General features: G+C 62.9%; 13 protein-coding genes. 7 read left to right on the top strand and 6 right to left on the bottom strand.

The features are described 5' to 3' along the window. Positions 1 to 239: 239 nt before the first annotated feature. The 3 genes from AAFX91_RS27135 to AAFX91_RS27125 form a co-directional block, all read right to left on the bottom strand. Entirely contained in the window at positions 240 to 1,325 is a 1,086-nt protein-coding gene (locus AAFX91_RS27135) for a M48 family metallopeptidase (RefSeq protein ID WP_394568689.1), read from the bottom strand. A 15-nt stretch (positions 1,326 to 1,340) separates the two neighbouring features. Next, entirely contained in the window at positions 1,341 to 2,492 is a 1,152-nt protein-coding gene (locus AAFX91_RS27130) for a DUF898 family protein (RefSeq protein WP_130579316.1), read from the bottom strand. Between the two features lie 588 nt (positions 2,493 to 3,080). After that, positions 3,081 to 4,253 carry an isovaleryl-CoA dehydrogenase gene (locus AAFX91_RS27125; protein WP_130579310.1) on the bottom strand — a complete coding sequence of 391 codons (1,173 nt, stop codon included), beginning with the start codon at positions 4,251 to 4,253 and terminating at the stop codon, positions 3,081 to 3,083. 421 nt (positions 4,254 to 4,674) lie between these two features. On the opposite strand from AAFX91_RS27125, the gene AAFX91_RS27120 reads away from it, so the two are divergent. Next, positions 4,675 to 5,946 carry a cytochrome P450 gene (locus AAFX91_RS27120; RefSeq protein WP_394568688.1) on the top strand — a complete coding sequence of 424 codons (1,272 nt, stop codon included), beginning with the start codon at positions 4,675 to 4,677 and terminating at the stop codon, positions 5,944 to 5,946. A gap of 20 nt (positions 5,947 to 5,966) precedes the next feature. Beyond that, positions 5,967 to 7,241, top strand: coding sequence for a cytochrome P450 (locus AAFX91_RS27115; RefSeq protein WP_394568687.1), 1,275 nt, complete (start codon positions 5,967 to 5,969; stop codon positions 7,239 to 7,241). A gap of 213 nt (positions 7,242 to 7,454) precedes the next feature. On the opposite strand, the gene AAFX91_RS27110 is transcribed toward AAFX91_RS27115, so the two are convergent. After that, the gene (locus tag AAFX91_RS27110) at positions 7,455 to 8,375 is read right to left on the bottom strand and encodes a LysR substrate-binding domain-containing protein (RefSeq protein ID WP_394568686.1); all 921 of its coding nucleotides are present in this window, start codon (positions 8,373 to 8,375) and stop codon (positions 7,455 to 7,457) included. 130 nt (positions 8,376 to 8,505) lie between these two features. On the opposite strand from AAFX91_RS27110, the gene AAFX91_RS27105 reads away from it, so the two are divergent. The 4 genes from AAFX91_RS27105 (at position 8,506) to mdlC (ending at position 13,408) form a co-directional block, all read left to right on the top strand. Next, positions 8,506 to 9,672: an acyl-CoA dehydrogenase family protein gene (locus tag AAFX91_RS27105; protein ID WP_394568685.1), complete on the top strand. Its 1,167-nt coding sequence runs from the start codon at positions 8,506 to 8,508 to the stop codon at positions 9,670 to 9,672. Between the two features lie 10 nt (positions 9,673 to 9,682). Then, positions 9,683 to 10,813, top strand: a complete 1,131-nt coding sequence (locus tag AAFX91_RS27100) for a CaiB/BaiF CoA transferase family protein (RefSeq protein WP_394568684.1) — start codon at positions 9,683 to 9,685, stop codon at positions 10,811 to 10,813. Continuing rightward, positions 10,810 to 11,664: a MaoC family dehydratase N-terminal domain-containing protein gene (locus tag AAFX91_RS27095; RefSeq protein ID WP_394568683.1), complete on the top strand. Its 855-nt coding sequence runs from the start codon at positions 10,810 to 10,812 to the stop codon at positions 11,662 to 11,664. The genes AAFX91_RS27100 and AAFX91_RS27095 overlap by 4 nt, the downstream gene beginning before the upstream one ends. A gap of 115 nt (positions 11,665 to 11,779) precedes the next feature. Next, positions 11,780 to 13,408 (top strand): benzoylformate decarboxylase, encoded by a 1,629-nt coding sequence (gene mdlC / locus AAFX91_RS27090; protein WP_394568682.1) that lies wholly within the window; start codon positions 11,780 to 11,782, stop codon positions 13,406 to 13,408. 69 nt (positions 13,409 to 13,477) lie between these two features. Here the strand turns inward: mdlC and AAFX91_RS27085 are convergent, their stop codons facing one another. Continuing rightward, on the bottom strand, positions 13,478 to 13,819 hold the full coding sequence (locus AAFX91_RS27085) for a hypothetical protein (RefSeq protein ID WP_282531673.1): 342 nt from the start codon (positions 13,817 to 13,819) through the stop codon (positions 13,478 to 13,480). 197 nt (positions 13,820 to 14,016) lie between these two features. On the opposite strand from AAFX91_RS27085, the gene AAFX91_RS27080 reads away from it, so the two are divergent. Beyond that, entirely contained in the window at positions 14,017 to 14,535 is a 519-nt protein-coding gene (locus tag AAFX91_RS27080) for a hypothetical protein (RefSeq protein WP_282531672.1), read from the top strand. 145 nt (positions 14,536 to 14,680) lie between these two features. On the opposite strand, the gene AAFX91_RS27075 is transcribed toward AAFX91_RS27080, so the two are convergent. After that, on the bottom strand, positions 14,681 to 16,717 hold the full coding sequence (locus tag AAFX91_RS27075) for an alkyl/aryl-sulfatase (protein ID WP_394568681.1): 2,037 nt from the start codon (positions 16,715 to 16,717) through the stop codon (positions 14,681 to 14,683). Positions 16,718 to 17,222 lie beyond the last annotated feature (505 nt).

The raw sequence follows: 17,222 nt of genomic DNA, 5'->3' as shown, positions 1-17,222 counted from the left end.
GATTTGCCCGACGGCGAAAGCGGATTATTTTTCGCGTGAGGGATGGACACGTTTCTGCTGATTTGCCCGTCGGGTTGTTTTGTCGCAGCTCGTACTCCAACACACGCTGTCATTCCGGGGCGATGCGAAGCATCGAGCCCGGAATCCATCCAGCCGCAGAACACGCGGCGAAATGGATTCCGGGTTCGCGCTACGCGCGCCCCGGAATGACAGTGGTGGTCGTGGTTGGCGAACGGCGTCTACAGCCTGGTGCCGGCGTGGCAGATCGACTTCAGCGAGCGCCACTCTTCTGCGGTCAACAATGGCGGGCCGCTGGCGGGGCGGTTTTCGCGGGTCATGCGGGCGAGGCGGTCTTCGGTCATGGGGTGGCTTGCGATCAGCGACAGGGCCCTGTCGCCCTCCTTGCCGGTGATGCGGAACATCAATTCGCCCATCGGCTTGGTCGGCCGGCCGAGCCGGTGCATGGTCTCGATCGCGAAGCTGTCGGCGTTCTGCTCGGCTTCGCGGGAATGCGACGCGTTCACCAGCGTCCGCGAGGCGAAGATCATAGCGCCGGAGCCGGTGATGTCGCCGAACAAGAGGCCCATCAGGAACGAGGTGCCGCCGTTGTGGATCATGCCGCGCAGGCCGTCGCGGTGCCGGAGATGGCCGAGCTCGTGGGCGAGGATACCCGCGAGCTCATCGACATTTTCGGCTTTCGCGAGCAGCCCATCCAGGACATAGACCCTGCCGCCCGGCAGCGCGAAGGCGTTCGGGATCGGGGTCGAGAACACGCCCGATTGCACCGAGGTATCCATGCCGGCGGATTCGCGCAGCGTGTTGACGAGTTTTTCAAACGCGCGCTGGCCGGCGGGGTTGTCGCACGGCTTGCCGTCGAACACCATCTTCACCTGGCTGTCGGCGACTTCGCCGAGCCGCCGCTCGAACGAGGCTGGCACCAGCGCCGCCAGCCGATCGGCCGCAAGCGGCACGCCGAACAGCACGACCAGGATGATCGACACGGTCGCCGCCAGCGACCAGCCGACAATGGTCGCAACGCCGCGGCCGCCGAGCATATGCTCGTCAAGCTTTTCGCAGCGCGCGACGAGCTCGGCCGCGAGCGCGGCGTCGCGGATTTCGAGCCGCGCCAGCGCGGCCGCGGAGATGCAGGCGAGCCGCAGCTTGCCGGACGGACTGTCGGCGCGGCGGATATCGGCATAAGGCCAGGCGGCGATCCGCTGTCCGTCCTCCTCGATCTCAAGCGTCTCGCCGAGGTGCAGCACGACCGTGCGCCGCTTGCTCGACGTGCCATCGAAATAGAAGGCGGTGTTCGCTCCGCTATCCATCACCCCGCTCATGGGTCAAAGACCCCCGACGTCGAGACCGTCGGCGAAGCCCTCGCCGAGCGCGTTGGCGAGCTCGCCTCGCGCGGAGACATTGGCCGCAGCCTCGATGCCATGGACGATCGTCGACCCCAGCACCTTCACCCAGAGATCGCGCATCAGATAGACGCGGATCACGACATTGATAGCCAGCGCGAACAGGAGATAGCCAAGACCAAGGAACACCAGGAACGGAATGCTCCTGGCAAATTCCTGGCTCGCGAAGAGTTCCTTGAGCGGCGTTGCGCTCATGCTGGCGACCAGCACCGCCGAGAGCGCGAGCCAGGCCGCGAAGACGAGGCCGAGCACGACGATCCACCCGATCACTTTCCAATAGAGCCCGATCAGCGCGCCGCGCTTCAGCGTCGATTCCAGCCGCACGCCGCCGAAGCGGATGCCGGACAGCCACCATCGCCATTCGACCGCTTTGTAGGCGCCGTAGATGAAGGGCGCGAGCGGCACGATGTAGACTGCCACCGGCACCAGCAGCCAGAGCCACCAGCCGCGCTTGAAGAACTCCCAGCCGCGCCCCTCGAAACTGCCTTGCAGGTCGCCATAGTAGGAATGGCGCATCTTGTAGCGCTCGAGCGCTGCGGCGCGCCACGGCAGGGCGAGACCGAGGGTGACGATCACCACGAGTCCCCACAGCGCCGAGAGCCCGGCATAGGCCCAGCCGGAGCCGCTCATCCAGAAGCGCACGCCGCGCCACACCGTCCGCGTCAGGCGGTAGCGGCGCGCGCGAAAGATCGCGAACTGGCCGAACAGATAGAAGAACGCCACCAGCGGAAGGCTGGCGAAAGCCTGGGCGCGCTCGGCCTCGAGGCCAACCAGGAAATAAGCAAGGTAAACAGGCACCAGGATCGCGAGTGCGACCAGAAAGCCGATCAGAAGCTCCTTGCCGCGGCCGGTATATTCGGCGGCGTCGCCGTCGATCTCGGTGTTCGACCAGAGATGACGGCGCATGTCGGTCGCCAGCCAGAACCGGTAAAAGCCGAGCGTGACGAATTCGAGCCCGGCGCCGCGCTTGACCAGCTCGAAGAATTCGCGGCGGCTGCCCGTGAAGGCCACCGGCATCCGCGGCGGAACAGACGGAGGCGGCGGTTGCGGGGGCCCAATCGGGGTCCAGCTCATCTCGTGCACGGGGATCAACTCCAGGCGGTGTCTGCGGATCGCACAGAACCACATATTTATCAAAGGAAGTGTGATCGAGATTTCACGGGGGAGTCGAGCGCGAAGCGATTCGCTTGCCGCGCAGATAATAGAGGTATCCCGTGCTGTCATTCCGGGGCGACGCAAAGCGTCGAACTATGATGTGCAATTGCACATCAGAGAATCCATTTCACCACTTGTGCAGGCGGAGAAATGGATTCCGGGCTCGCGCCAAGAGGCGCGCCCCGGAATGACGAGGGGTGATGTGTGGCGACAGCGCCGTAGCCCGGCTGGAGCGGAGCGTAACCCGGGGCCTCTGTAATCGTGGATACAGACCCGGGTTGCGCTTCGCTCCACCCGGGCTACGCGGCTGGGGAGCAAGGTCTTACCTCGCCCCGCTCTTCGCGGGGAGAGGTCGAAATCAAGCGCAGCTTGATTTCGGGTGAGGGGCTCTCTCCGCCCACGCATCCATCACCGTGTTCGCGGAGAGAGCCCCTCACCCCAGCCCTCTCAGAGCGAGCTTCGCTCGTCTCGGCCCCGCGAAGAGCGGGGAGAGGGAGAAAGAAAGCGCTACGCGGTCTTTTCGAACAGTTCGCGGCCGATCAGCATGCGGCGGATTTCGCTGGTGCCGGCGCCGATCTCGTAGAGCTTGGCGTCGCGCAGCAGGCGGCCGGTCGGATAGTCGTTGATGTAGCCATTGCCGCCGAGAAGCTGGATGGCGTCGAGCGCGCATTGCGTCGCCTTCTCGGCGGCGTAGAGGATCGCACCGGCGGCGTCCTCGCGCGTGGTCTCGCCGCGGTCGCAGGCTTTCGCCACCGCATAGACATAGGCGCGCGAGGCATTCATCGTGGTGTAGATGTCGGCGACCTTGCCCTGCACGAGCTGGAAGGTGCCGATCGGCTGGCCGAACTGCTTGCGCTCGTGCACATAGGGCATCACCACATCCATGCAGGCCTGCATGATGCCGATCGGGCCCGCCGCCAGCACCGCGCGCTCATAGTCGAGGCCGCTCATCAGCACGTTGACGCCGCGGCCGACCTCGCTGAGCACATTCTCCTCGGGCACTTCGCAATCCTCGAACACGAGCTCGCAGGTGTCGGAGCCGCGCATCCCGAGCTTGTCGAGTTTTTGCGCGGTAGAGAATCCTTTCATACCTTTTTCAATGATGAAGGCGGTGATGCCGCGGGGGCCGCCGCTCGGATCGGTCTTGGCATAGACCACCAGCGTGTCGGCGACGGGGCCGTTGGTGATCCACATCTTGTTGCCGTTGAGTACGAAGCGGTCGCCCTTCTTCTCGGCGCGGGTCTTCATCGAGACCACGTCGCTTCCGGCGCTCGGCTCCGACATCGCGAGCGAGCCGACATGCTCGCCGGAGATCAGCTTGGGCAGATATTTCCGCTTCTGCGCCTCGTTGCCGTTGCGGCGGATCTGGTTGACGCAGAGGTTGGAATGGGCGCCGTAGGACAGGCCGACGGAAGCGGACGCGCGCGAGATCTCCTCCACCGCGACGCAGTGCTCGAGATAGCCGAGACCAGAGCCGCCATACTCCTCCTCGACCGTGATGCCGTGCAGGCCAAGCGCGCCGATCTTCGGCCAGAGGTCGCGCGGGAACTGGTTGGTGCGGTCGATCTCGGCGGCGCGTGGGGCGATCTCGTTGCTCGCGAAATCGCACACGGTCTCGCGGATCGCATCCGCGGTCTCGCCCAGGTCGAAATTGAACATCCGTTGCGTGTTGGGAATCATGGTGGGCGGCCTCCAGAATGGCTTGTTGCCCTAGGCTTATTCGCTGCCGAAGAGCTTGTCACGAGGGAGGTTTCTTCTTCCGCTCCCCGCACCGCCGTCATTCCGGGGCGACGCCACCGGGTCCGCGCGAAGCGCGGCCCGATGACAGGCTCCGCGTCGAGCCCGGAATCCATTTCTCGGCCCGCATATGCGGCTGAATGGATTCCGGGCTCGTCCTTCGGACGCCCCGGAATGACGGGGCTGGTAGAGATGAATTCGCGGAGCGAGCCGGAATTGCGGCCGCCGCAGGCCGGTCGAGGTGGAAGCCGATGCGGCCAAATGTGCCAAACTCGCCCTTGCCCTGCGCGGCGTGACGGGTTGTAATTCCCGGAAAATGCGCCCGGCGGAACAACCGGACCGGGACGATCCAAGGAGATACGCCATGCACGGGACGGTCGATCGCCTCAAGAACGAAACCCAGGAGGCCGCCCGCGAGCGGGCCTATTCGATCCCGCTGGATCAATTCGATCCCAGCGACCCCGAACTGTTCCGCAGCGATTCGTTCTGGCCCTATTTCGACCGGCTACGCCGGGAGGAGCCGGTGCACTATTGCCGGGACAGCCTGTTCGGGCCCTATTGGTCGGTGACCAAATATAACGACATCGTGGAGATCGAGACCAACCATTCGGTGTTCTCCTCGGCCGCCTCGCTCGGCGGCATCACCATCCGCGACATCGCCCCCGATTTGCGCCGCGAGAGCTTCATCGCGATGGACCAGCCGCGGCACTCGGCGCAACGGCGGACCGTGGCGCCGATGTTCACGCCGACCCATCTCGACGAGCTCGCGATCAACATCCGCAAGCGCTCGACCGAATGCCTCGACAATCTGCCGCGCGGCGACGTGTTCGACTGGGTCGACAAGGTCTCGATCGAATTGACCACCCAGATGCTGGCCGTGCTGTTCGATTTCCCCTGGGAGGACCGCCGCAAGCTGACGCGCTGGTCCGACGTCGCCACCACGCTCCCGGGCGCCGGCGGGCTGGTCGCGACCGAGGACGAGCGGCAGGCCGAGCTGATGGAATGCGCCAGCTATTTCTCGCGGCTGTGGAAGGAACGGATCGACCAGCCGCCGAAGAGCGACCTGCTCTCGATGATGGCGCACAGCCCGGCGACCCGCGACATGGATCCGAAGAACTTCCTCGGCAATCTGATCCTCTTGATCGTCGGCGGCAACGACACCACGCGCAACACGCTCTCCGGCAGCATCTATGCGCTGAACCGGAATCCGGACCAGTATCGCAAGCTGAAGCAGAATCCCGACTTGATCGACAGTTTCGTGCCGGAGGTGATCCGCTGGCAGACGCCGCTGGCGCATATGCGGCGCACCGCGCTTGCCGACATCGAGTTCCATGGCAAGCAGATCCGGAAGGGTGACAAGGTCGTGATGTGGTACGTCTCGGGCAACCGCGACGAAGATGTGATCGAGCGTCCCTATGAGTTCATCATTGACCGCGCCCGTCCCCGCACTCACATTTCATTCGGGTTCGGCATCCATCGCTGCGTCGGCCTCAGACTTGCCGAATTGCAGTTGAAGATCATCTGGGAAGAGATCCTGAAGCGCTTCGATACGATCGAGGTGGTGGAGGAGCCGAAGCGCGTGTATTCGAGCTTCATCAAGGGATATGAGACGCTGCCGGTCCGCATCGCGAGCTAGCGCTTTTGGGAGTTGAGACAATGAACGTGCAGACTTCAGTCAGGGTCGACAGAAACGAGTTGATGCGCCTGGCGCGCGAGGAGGCCTATTCGACGCCGCTGAAGAACTTCCACCCGGGCGCGCCAAGGCTGTTCCAGAACGACACGTGGCAGCCGTGGTTCGAGCGGCTGCGCAAGGAAGAGCCGGTGCATTACTGCACCAACGCGCCGATCGAGCCCTATTGGTCGGTCACCAAATACAACGACATCATGCATGTCGACACCAGCCACGGTATCTTCTCCTCCGATGCGAGCCTGGGCGGCATCGGCATCCGCGACATGCCGGTCGGCTACGACTGGCCGAGCTTCATCGCGATGGACCAGCCGAAACACTCGGCGCAGCGCAAGACGGTGTCGCCGATGTTCACGCCGACGCACCTGGACGAGCTTGCCAAGCTGATCCGCGAGCGTTCGCAGAAGGTGCTGGACGGCCTGCCGCGCAACGAGACCTTCAACTTTGTCGACCGCGTCTCGATCGAATTGACCACGCAGATGCTGGCGACGCTGTTCGACTTCCCCTGGGAAGAGCGGCGCAAGCTGACGCGCTGGTCCGACGTCGCCACCGCGCTGCCCAAGAGCGGCATCGTGGATTCGCCGGAGCAGCGGCGGAAGGAGATGGACGAATGCTACGCCTATTTCGCCAAGCTCTGGAACGAGCGGGTCAATGCGGCGCCGCGCAACGATCTGTTGTCGATGATGGCGCATAGCGATGCGACGCGGCATATGGACCCCGACAACCTCATGGGCAACCTCATCCTGCTCATCGTCGGCGGCAACGACACCACGCGCAACACCATGACCGGCTCGGTGCTGGCATTGAACGAGAATCCGGAGCAGTACAGGAAGCTCAGGGAAAATCCTGAATTGATCGACTCGATGGTGCCGGAAGTGATCCGCTGGCAGACGCCGCTCGCCCATATGCGGCGCACCGCGCTTGAAGATACCGAGCTCGGCGGCAAGACGATCAAAAAGGGCGATCGCGTCGTGATGTGGTACGTCTCGGGCAACCGCGACGAAGAGGTGATCGACCGCCCCAACGAGTTCATCATCGACCGGCCGCGGCCGCGCACGCATCTGTCGTTCGGCTTCGGCATCCACCGCTGCGTCGGCATGCGGCTCGCGGAGCTGCAATTGAAGATCGTCTGGCAGGAGATGCTGAAGCGCTTCGACCGCATCGAGGTGGTCGGTGATGTCAGGCGGATCTATTCCAGCTTCATCAAGGGCTACGAGACCCTGCCGGTGCGGATTCCGGGGTGACGCCGTATAGCGTGTAGCCCGGATGGAGCGAAGCGTAATCCGGGATCATTCTGTCCGCGGAAAAAGCGCCCCGGATTGCGCTTCGCTCCATCCGGGCTACGGGTGCCGCCCCGCCGCTATAAAAACCCGGCATGACAGGGTGAGCCAGATGCGAAGGGAAGGTCGCGCGGGCTTGTCCTAAGTCTCCCGCGGTTGGCGCGCACCGCAACGGCGTTACGTCAGCCTGATGTCCCAGAGGCCTTCCTTGCGGCAGGCGGCGACCTCCTCGCGCAACAGCGCGGTGACGGCGGTGGTCGCGATCGAGGCCGGACGATCGATCGGAGAGGCAATGATCAGCTCGCGCGACAGCGGCTTTGCGATCGCCGCGGTTTCCAGCCGGCCATCGGCGACTTCGCTCCGCACCGACGACGGCGGCAACAGCGCGAAACCGAGTCCCTCCTCGACCAGGCTGGTGAGCACGCGGAACGAATCCGCCTCGAGCTGGACGTCGAGCTTGATCTTCTTCAACGCCGCGGCGTGCTCGATCAGGGCGCGGAGCCCATGCGAATGACTGGGCAGCACCAGGCGCTGGCGGAGCAGCCAGCCGATCTCGACCTGCTTCTTGCGCGACAGGCCGCAGCCGCGAGGGCCGACGGCGACGATCTGGTCGCGGCCGAGCGGCTGCGCCGCAAGATGCAGATCCGCGGTGCGGCCGTAGATGATCGAAAGATCCATCTCGCCGCGGTGCAGCCATTCGATCAGGTGGCCGCTATAGCTCTCGACGATCCGCAGCGAGATATCAGGGAAATTTTCCACGCAGCGGCGGGCGAAGCGCGCCGAGAGCACGCAGCTCACCGTCGGCACCAGGCCGAGCACCACGCGGCCCGAGGGCGGGCCCTGCGCCGACTGGATGTCGTCGCGGATCTGGTCGACCTGGCGGACGATGCCGGAGGTGCGCGCGAGCAAAAGGCGCCCGGCATCGGTCAGCACCATGCCGCGGCCGTTCCGCGTGAACAGCTCGGTGCGCAGCTCATGCTCGAGCAGCTTGATCTGCCGGCTCAGCGCCGGCTGAGCTATGCGCAGCGTGTCGGAGGCCTTGCTCAGGCTCCCGAGTTCCGCGACGCAGGTAAACGTCCTAAGCTGGCGGAAATCCATGCTTGCCAATCTTGGAATGCTACTTCATACGCTATAACAAAAGAGCATAGGGAGTTTACGCTGGCGCCACAATGGTCCGCCGCGCCTTTCACATCCACCATCCCTTAAACGAACGCGCCGGTGATTTCCGATGACCGCACAAGAACAACATGACGACTATTCCGACATCCGCGATGCGGTGGCAAAACTCTGCGCGCAGTTTCCCGGCGAATACTGGCGCAAGCTCGATCGGCAGATGGCGTATCCGAAGGAATTCGTCGATGCGTTGACCGAGGCCGGCTACCTCTCGGTCCTGATCCCCGAGGAATATGGCGGCGCGGGACTGAAGCTTTCCGCGGCGGCCGCGATCCTGGAGGAGATCCAGCGCGCGGGGTGCAATGGCGGCGGCTGCCACGCGCAGATGTACACGATGGGCACGGTGTTGCGACACGGCAATGCCGAGCAGAAGGCGAAATATCTGCCGAAGGTCGCGAGCGGCGAATCGCGGCTGCAGGCCTTTGGCGTGACCGAGCCGACCAGCGGCACCGATACGTCGTCGCTGAAGACTTTTGCAAAGCGTGATGGCGACCACTACGTCGTCAACGGCCAGAAGATCTGGACCAGCCGCGCCGAGCATTCCGACCTGATGATCCTGCTCGCGCGCACGACGCCGAAGGAGCACGCCAAGAAGCGCACTGACGGGCTGTCGGTGTTCATCGTCGACATGCGCGAGGTCAAGGGCAAGGGTCTGGAGATCCGCCCGATCAGAACCATGATGAACCACGCGACGACGGAAGTTTTCTTCACGGACATGCGGGTGCCGGCGGAAAACCTGATCGGCGACGAAGGCAAGGGTTTCCGCTACATCCTCTCCGGCATGAATGCCGAGCGCATCCTGATCGCGGCCGAATGCATCGGCGACGCCAAATGGTTCATCGCCAAGGCGACCAACTACGCCAAGGAACGCGCCGTGTTCGGCCGGCCGATCGGCCAGAATCAAGGCATCCAGTTCCCGATCGCAAAGGCCTATGCCTCGATGCGCGCGGCCGAACTGATGGTGAAGGAAGCTACCCGCAAATACGAGGCCGGGCTCGATTGCGGCGCGGAAGCCAACATGGCGAAGATGCTGGCGGCGGATGCGTCCTGGGAAGCGGCCAATGCCTGCGTGCAGACCCATGGCGGCTTCGGCTTTGCCGAGGAATACGACGTCGAGCGCAAGTTCCGCGAGACGCGGCTGTACCAGGTGGCGCCGATCTCGACCAATCTGATCCTGTCCTTTGTCGCCGAGCACGTGCTCGGCATGCCCCGCTCCTATTGAGGTGAGATGCATGCTGCCGCTCGAGGGACTGACCGTCATCGCCGTGGAGCAGGCGGTAGCCGCGCCGTTCTGCTCGTCGCGCCTGGCCGACGCCGGCGCGCATGTGATCAAGATCGAACGCCCCGAGGGCGATTTCGCCCGCGGCTATGACGCCGCCGCCAAGGGCCAGAGCAGCTATTTCGTCTGGCTCAACCGCGGCAAGGATTCGGTGGTGGTCGATCTTGCGACCAAGGAAGGCCGCAGCTCGCTGGAAGGACTGATCGCGGGCGCGGACGTGCTGTTGCAGAATTTGAAGCCGGGCTCGATGGACAAGCTCGGCTTCACGCTCGCGCGGCTGCGCAAGGATTATCCGAAGCTGATCTGCTGCACCATCACCGGCTATGGCGACGAAGGGCCGTATGCCAATCGCAAAGCCTATGACCTGCTGATCCAGGCCGAAAGTGGATTGGCCTCGATCACCGGCGGGCCGGAGGGCGCCTCGCGCGTTGGCATGTCGATCGTCGACGTTGCGACCGGCGCGACCGCGCATGCGGCGATCCTGGAGGCGCTGATTGCGCGCGGGCGCACTGGCAAAGGCGCCGACATCCGCATCTCCATGTTCGACGTGATGGCGGACTGGCTGACGGTGCCGCTGCTCAATGCCGAGGACGGCAAGGCGCCGAGACGCATGGGCCTCGCCCATCCCTCGATCGCGCCTTACGGCGTATTCCGCTCCAGGGATGGCAAGGAGATCCTGATCTCGATCCAGAGCGAGCGGGAATGGAAGAAGCTGTGCGCCGAGGTGCTGGGCCAGCCGGAGCTGCCAGACGATCCGCGCTTTGCCAACATGGTCGAGCGCGTGCGCAACCGCGCGCTGACCGATAAGACCGTCGGTGATGCCTTCGCGAAACTGACGCGCGACGAGCTGCTGCAGAAATTGGCGGATGCCGACATCGCTTTCGCCGAGGTCAACACCATGGCCGATCTCGCGCAGCATCCACATCTGCGCCGGATCGAGGTCGACACGCCGAATGGCCGCGTCGCCTATCCGGCGCCGGCTGCGATTGTCGTCGGCGAACCGCGCCACTACGGCGCGGTGCCGGCGATCGGCGAGCAGACCAACGCCGCAACATCCTCTCCTGCCCGGGCCAAATCGTCATGAGCGAACAACTCGACCTCGAGCATCTGCGGCAATGGATCGACCGCACCACTGAGGCTTCCGACATCGTTAGTGCGCAACTCGTGAAAGGCCTGCGCGCGACGCTGTTCCAGGAGATCGGCGAGCCGAAGACGGGCGATGCCGCGCCGTTCACGGTGCATTGGTGCCTGGCGCAGCCGGTGTTTCCGATGTCGCAGCTCGGCCCCGACGGCCACCCGACCCGCGGCGGTTTCCTGCCGCCGGTGCCGCTGCCGCGCCGGATGTGGGCCGGCGGCGAGCTCGAATTCCTCGACACGCTGCGCGTCGGCGACGAGCCGAAGCGCACGTCGCGCATCTCCGACGTGAGCTTGAAGAGCGGCTCGACCGGCACGCTGTGCTTCGTCTCCGTCCAGCACGAAGTGACGACCCAGCGCGGGCTCGCGATCCGCGAGCGGCAGGACATCGTCTATCGCGAGATGACGAACACGCCATCGGCCGTATCAGCGAAGGCTCCGCCCTCGCCGCCGGTCGCAAAGCACCGCGAGAGCCACATGGCCGATCCGGTGCTTCTGTTCCGCTATTCGGCACTGACCTTCAACGGCCACCGCATCCATTACGATCGCGACTACGTCACCAAGGTCGAGGGCTATCCGGGCCTGATCTTCCACGGACCGCTGCAGGCCGCGTTCATCATCGAGCTGGCGGCAAAGCTTCATGGCGGAAAGCCGCCGAAGAAGTTCGTCTATCGCGGCGTGCAGCCGCTGTTCGAAGGCAGCGAGTTCTCGGTCAATGCCAATGAGAATGGCGAAGGCCTGGAACTGTGGACGGCGAATGCCGAAGGACAGCCGACGATGAAGGGCATGGCGACGTGGTAGAAAGCCGTCATTGCGAGCGCCGCGAAGCAATCCATGCCTCCACGCGCGGATAGATGGATTGCTTCGCTGCGCTCGCAATGACGGAGTAAAACAATAAAGTTGGGAGAATCGCCTGATGTCGTCCCGCAAGCCTGCCGCCACCAACAGCAAAGCCGTCACGGTCAAGGACGCGACGTTCGGTTTGCTACGCGCCTTCGGCATCAAAAAAGTGTTCGGCAATCCCGGCTCGACCGAATTGCCGTTCCTGAGCGACTGGCCCGACGACATCGACTATGTGCTGGGACTGCAGGAATCCTCCGTCGTCGGCATGGCCGACGGCTATGCCCAGGCGACGCGGAACGCCGGCTTCGTCAACCTGCATTCGGCAGCCGGCGTCGGGCATGCGCTCGGCAATGTCTTCAATGCCTACCGCAACCAGACGCCGCTTGTGATCACGGCGGGCCAGCAGGCGCGCTCGATCCTGCCATTGCAGCCATTCCTCTACGCCGAACGCGCCACCGAATTCCCACAGCCTTATGTGAAATGGGCCGTCGAGCCGGCGCGGCCTGAGGACGTGCCCGGCGCGATCGCGCGCGCCTACTACATCGCGATGCAGCCGCCCTGCGGGCCGACTTTTGTCTCAGTGCCGGTCGACGACTGGAACCGGCCGACGCAGCCGGTCGAGGCGCGCCAGATCAGCCGCGAGATCGGGCCTGATCTGGCGGCGATGAAAGCGCTGGTCGCGGCGCTCGCCGAGAGCAAGCGCCCTGCCCTCGTGGTCGGCCCCGCCGTCGACCGCGCGCAGGCCGTCGATCTCATGGTTGAGGTCGCGGAGAAGACGAAAGCCCTGGTGTGGGCGAGCCCGTTCTCGGCGCGCTGCTCGTTCCCTGAGCGGCATCCGCAATTCGCCGGCTTCCTGCACGCTTCCCCCGGTCAATTGTCGGAGGCGCTGCGCGGGCACGACCTCGTGGTCGTGATCGGCGCGCCGGTGTTCACCTTCCATGTCGAGGGCCACGCCGCGATCTTCGATGGCGCGACCACGCTGTTCCAGATCACCGACGATGCAAACGCGGCTTCGTTCACGCCGGCCGGCAACAGCATCATCGGCACGGTGAAGCCGTCGCTCGCGATGCTGCTCGAACTGTTGCCCGAGACCGGGCGCGCCGTGCCCACGGGCCGCACGCTGCCGCCCGTGCCCGCGGCGAGCGATCCGATTGCCGCCGAGTACCTGATGCATTCGCTTGTCGCCACGATGGGACCGAATGACGTGCTGGTGGAAGAGGCTCCGTCGCATCGCCTAGCGATGCAGAAGTTCATGCCGATGCGCGGGCAGGACAGTTTCTACACCATGGCGAGCGGCGGCCTCGGCTACAGCCTGCCGGCCGCGGTCGGCATGGCGCTCGGCCGCACCAATTGTCGCGTCGTCTGCCTGATCGGCGACGGCTCGGCGATGTATTCGATCCAGGCACTATGGACCGCGGCGCAGCGCAAGCTGCCGATGACTGTGGTGGTGATCAACAATTCAGGCTACGGCGCGATGCGCTCGTTCAGCCAGGTGATGCAGGTGCGCAACGTGCCGGGGCTTGAATTGCCCGATATCGATTTCGTCAGGATCGCCGAAGGCATGGGCTGCCACGCGGTGCGCGTGACGAAAGCCGCGGAGCTTCCGGCTGCGCTGAAACTCGGGCTTTCGCATGACGGCACGAGCCTGGTCGAGGTGGTCGTGGATTCCGCGGTGCCGCTGCTCTATACGCAGAAGAGCTAACGTTTCTCAGCACGAATTCTGCGTCCCCCACAGCACGGCCTGCCGACCCATCTCGTGCGGTCGCACAAGTCAGCTTGGTGTGCTCTCACCGATCAGTTTGAGATCGATCCTGTCGATCAGCTCAGAACGGGCCAACTCCGCGGCGCTGATGGCGGCCGACGTCTGTTGCAACGTACTGACATTCGATCCGAGCGATACGATTCCGCCCAATACCTGGGCTATCGATCCAATGGCAGCGACTTGATTAAGCCCGAACAGGCCGACCACCATGGCGATCAGCAATGCGATACCGCCTGCGATTGCAACCTTCGAAACCAAAATGATCTTTCTGCATCGCTCGGCGACTTCGGCAAGCTGCTCAAGCCGAGCTTCGATCATTGAAATCTCGTCGATGGGCTCGTCTTCAGTCATCGAACTCAAGATCTTAATCCAGAGATCACGAATCTATCAGATTTTCACAAAGCAGACGATCTCCCAGCGCGCAAGCGGGGGAACTTGTCAAAAATGAAGAGAAACTGCAATCCGGAACTGTTGAACCCGGATCGCGTTAATCTTTCCCGCGGGCTGCATTTTGTCTCAGATTTTCACAACCGTTCATGGAGGTGACGATGCGAGCGATCATTGCGTTTGCCTGTCTTGCAATCCTCGCAAAGCCAGCACTCGCCCAACAGCCGCTCGACATCCAGACGCTTGCCGTCGGCCCTTGGACGATAGCGACAACATATAAAGCCGATAAGTTTGAGAACTGCACCATGACGCGATCCAGCGAGGGTCTAGGCATCATGTTCGTACGCAACCAGGAAGGCCTTCTGCTATCTCTCGATTCGCCCAAATGGAGGCTTGAACGGGGTAAAGCTTATTCCGTTCGTCTGTCTGCTGGTTCGCGCTCGGTCGACGCAAAGGCCCTGGCGGAATCGAAATCAGTGACGATCGCGCTAGCCGACGCACCGTTTAACGAACGATTGCGAATCGCCAACGTTCTCGAAGTTCGAGGCGAAGGGATGACTTTTCGTCTGCCGCTAGATGGAAGCGCGGCAGCGCTTGAACGTCTTGATGTGTGTTTCGATAAGAATCTTCGACAAAGTCCGGAATCCAACCCGTTCGTTGCACCCAGCAGAAGGCCTTGAGTTGCGCTGGTTAGTTGCCCTGCATTTTCTCCCTCTATCCGACTCTGCGGGCGGGTGTCGCGCAAACCAGATGGCGTCGCGCACTAATCGGAAAATCTGTCCTGGGAGATGGCGACCCCAGCGCTTTCCCGGAGCCGCTTTCGAGTTATGGCGTCACGATGTTGAACCAAAAATATTGGTTGAGATCGACAAGATAGCCCATGAACTCACCGAACTTCGCCTGGTTACCGGCAAACTTGACCTGCCCGGTCTTGACCGCGTCCTCGAACGACACCTGCTTGGTCAATACCTTGGTCAAAGTGGTACGATCCACGGTTACGGTGACATCGGCCTTGGGATTGGTGTAATCGGGCCAATGGTTGAGCACGGAGTTCTCCAGGAAGAGCGCGTGCTTCTCATTGATGTCAGGGAATATCCAGTCGATCGCAAGCGTCTTGCCGTCCGCCTTCCTGGCATCCAGCTGCACGCCCATGTAACCGAACAATAGCTCAGGCGACATGCTGGCAACGATGTCGGCGCTGGCTGGATTACCTGTCGCCCGTTTCTTGACGCCATGCCGAAGCTCATCGGCGCCTGTCAGATAGAAGCCCCGCCAGGGACCGGATTCCGCCTGATAACCCATCTGTTCCAGGATATCGGCTTGCAGATTCTTCGCCTCCTGATTGTCAGGCTGGGCAAACACCAGGTGGTTCACCAGTTCGGCGCCCCATCGATAGTCGCCCTTCTCGAAGGCCTCGCGTCCGAGCTTCATGACAGCGTCGGGTCCACCCATCGCCGCGACATACTTGCCTGCGACTTCGACCGGTGGCAGCGGGTTCAAGGTCGCGGGGTTGCCGTCGAAATATCCCAGATAAAAATTGTAGACGGCACGCACGTTATGGCTTTGGGTGCCGTAGTAACCTTGGCTCGCCCAGTGATTGGCGAGCGATTGAGGCAACGTCACGAGGCCCGGCAACTCCCTCATGGTGTAACCCATGTTCGCGTAGTGCAGGGTCTGGTCGTGCATGAATTTGTAGGTGTCGCGCTGCACCTTTAGCAACTGCGTAATTTCGTTATTCCCCCAGGTGGGCCAATGGTGCATCGTGATCTGCACGTCATACTGATCACCCCACATCTGAAGGGCCTGGTTCAGGTACATCGGCCACAGCCGCGCGTCCCGTGTCTTGGCGCCGCGCAGCGTATAGAGATTGTGCATCGTGCGCGTGGCATCCTCGGCTGTATTGATCAACTTGAACTTCGGCAGATACCACATCATCTCAGCCGGAGCCTCCGAGCCCGGCGCCAATAGGAACTCGTACTCAATGCCATCGATGACCCGCTTCTCGCCGGTCTTCGTGATCAGATCTGTCGGCGCGATCAGCGTGACTCTGCCGCTCGATGTCGTGACGCCCAGCCCTGCCGTCACTGGGCCCTGCGGTCCGGGCGCAACCAGGTTTCCGTACATATAGGACGCACGGCGTCCCATGGCCTGGCCTGCAAACAGGTTCTCGGCGACGAAGTTCTCGAGAAAACCTTCGGGCGCGAAAATCCTGACCTTGCCCGACTTCACGTCGGCTTCGTCGACGATGCCCCGCACGCCGCCGGCGTGATCGACGTGGGAATGCGAATAGATCACGGCCACGACCGGCTTTCTCGGCCGATTTTGGTAGTAAAGGTCGAGTGCAGCGCGCGCAGTTTCGGCCGATATCAAGGGATCGTATATCGTAATGCCCTGCTCACCCTCGATGATGGTCAGGTTCGACAGGTCCGCGCCACGCACCTGATAGACACCCGGAACCACTTCATAGAGGCCAGCTTCCATCAGAAGCTGCGACATGCGCCAAAGGCTCGGATTGACGGTGTCGGGCGCGGCCGCGCCATCCTTGATGAAACCAGTGAACCTCGAGAGATCCCAAACAATCCTGCCATTCCTGTCCTTGATGACACCGCTATCGGGCAATCGCGCGATCAGGCCACGCTTGGCATTTGCGAAATCCGCATTGTCTGACCATGGCAATGAGGCCGTGGATTTCTTGTTGAACTCCAGCGTGGATGGCGACGCCGGCTTGGAATCGCCGGAAGTCTGCGCCTGCGCAATCGTAGCCGCTAGCGCCAAGATCAATCCTGCGGCCATGACACGGAAGGCGTACTGGGTGTAGGAGCCCGGCAACGACCGGCAGCTTGAGATGATCGTTTGCGTCAATGTCGCTCTCCTTCGTCCTCCTGCATCGATTGCCATTATCACCAAGGTCGTCGGTCAATGGGCAACGCAGGCGCGCTTCTCCGAATTTTCGGCAGTCTTCGCGTGCTCTTCTATCGGGAGCAGGGAAGCGATCCTATGCAACTTCGGCAATCGGCCAACGATTCGGATCTTGGCCTCCGACGGGCCATGGCCTGTAATCGGCAAGCCTAGCGCGTGATTGGTTGAATCGGCCCGTCCACGCGTTCACCTCTCCCGCCTGCGGGAGAGGTCGGCGCGTAGCGCCGGGTGAGGGCTCTTTCCGCGCAAAGATAATCTCTGTTCTTTTCGCGAAGACACCCTCACCCCGACCCTCTCACCCCGACCCTCTCCCGCAAGCGGGAGAGGGAGCCCAGCAGCGATCGCGGATGCAATTCGACCTGATCTCATCGCGCTCTAGGCCGTGTGGACTCTTGGGATTCTCAAATCAGATTGAACGTGATTCAAGGCTTTCTTTTAGGAGGAAGCC

Source organism: Bradyrhizobium sp. 31Argb (assembly GCF_043638955.1).
In the GTDB taxonomy this organism is placed as follows: Bacteria; Pseudomonadota; Alphaproteobacteria; order Rhizobiales; family Xanthobacteraceae; genus Bradyrhizobium.
The sequence above is the reverse complement of the archived record's forward strand: the minus strand, read 5'-3'. Positions and strand labels throughout refer to the sequence as shown.

Coding starts and splice junctions, on each gene's coding strand:
- AAFX91_RS27135 (WP_394568689.1), bottom strand. CDS start 1,325: ATGGATAGCGGAGCGAACACCGCCTTCTATTTCGATGGCACGTCGAGC.
- AAFX91_RS27130 (WP_130579316.1), bottom strand. CDS start 2,492: ATGAGCTGGACCCCGATTGGGCCCCCGCAACCGCCGCCTCCGTCTGTT.
- AAFX91_RS27085 (WP_282531673.1), bottom strand. CDS start 13,819: ATGACTGAAGACGAGCCCATCGACGAGATTTCAATGATCGAAGCTCGG.
- AAFX91_RS27120 (WP_394568688.1), top strand. CDS start 4,675: ATGCACGGGACGGTCGATCGCCTCAAGAACGAAACCCAGGAGGCCGCC.
- AAFX91_RS27095 (WP_394568683.1), top strand. CDS start 10,810: ATGAGCGAACAACTCGACCTCGAGCATCTGCGGCAATGGATCGACCGC.
- AAFX91_RS27080 (WP_282531672.1), top strand. CDS start 14,017: ATGCGAGCGATCATTGCGTTTGCCTGTCTTGCAATCCTCGCAAAGCCA.
- AAFX91_RS27105 (WP_394568685.1), top strand. CDS start 8,506: ATGACCGCACAAGAACAACATGACGACTATTCCGACATCCGCGATGCG.
- AAFX91_RS27115 (WP_394568687.1), top strand. CDS start 5,967: ATGAACGTGCAGACTTCAGTCAGGGTCGACAGAAACGAGTTGATGCGC.
- AAFX91_RS27100 (WP_394568684.1), top strand. CDS start 9,683: ATGCTGCCGCTCGAGGGACTGACCGTCATCGCCGTGGAGCAGGCGGTA.
- AAFX91_RS27125 (WP_130579310.1), bottom strand. CDS start 4,253: ATGATTCCCAACACGCAACGGATGTTCAATTTCGACCTGGGCGAGACC.
- mdlC (WP_394568682.1), top strand. CDS start 11,780: ATGTCGTCCCGCAAGCCTGCCGCCACCAACAGCAAAGCCGTCACGGTC.
- AAFX91_RS27110 (WP_394568686.1), bottom strand. CDS start 8,375: ATGGATTTCCGCCAGCTTAGGACGTTTACCTGCGTCGCGGAACTCGGG.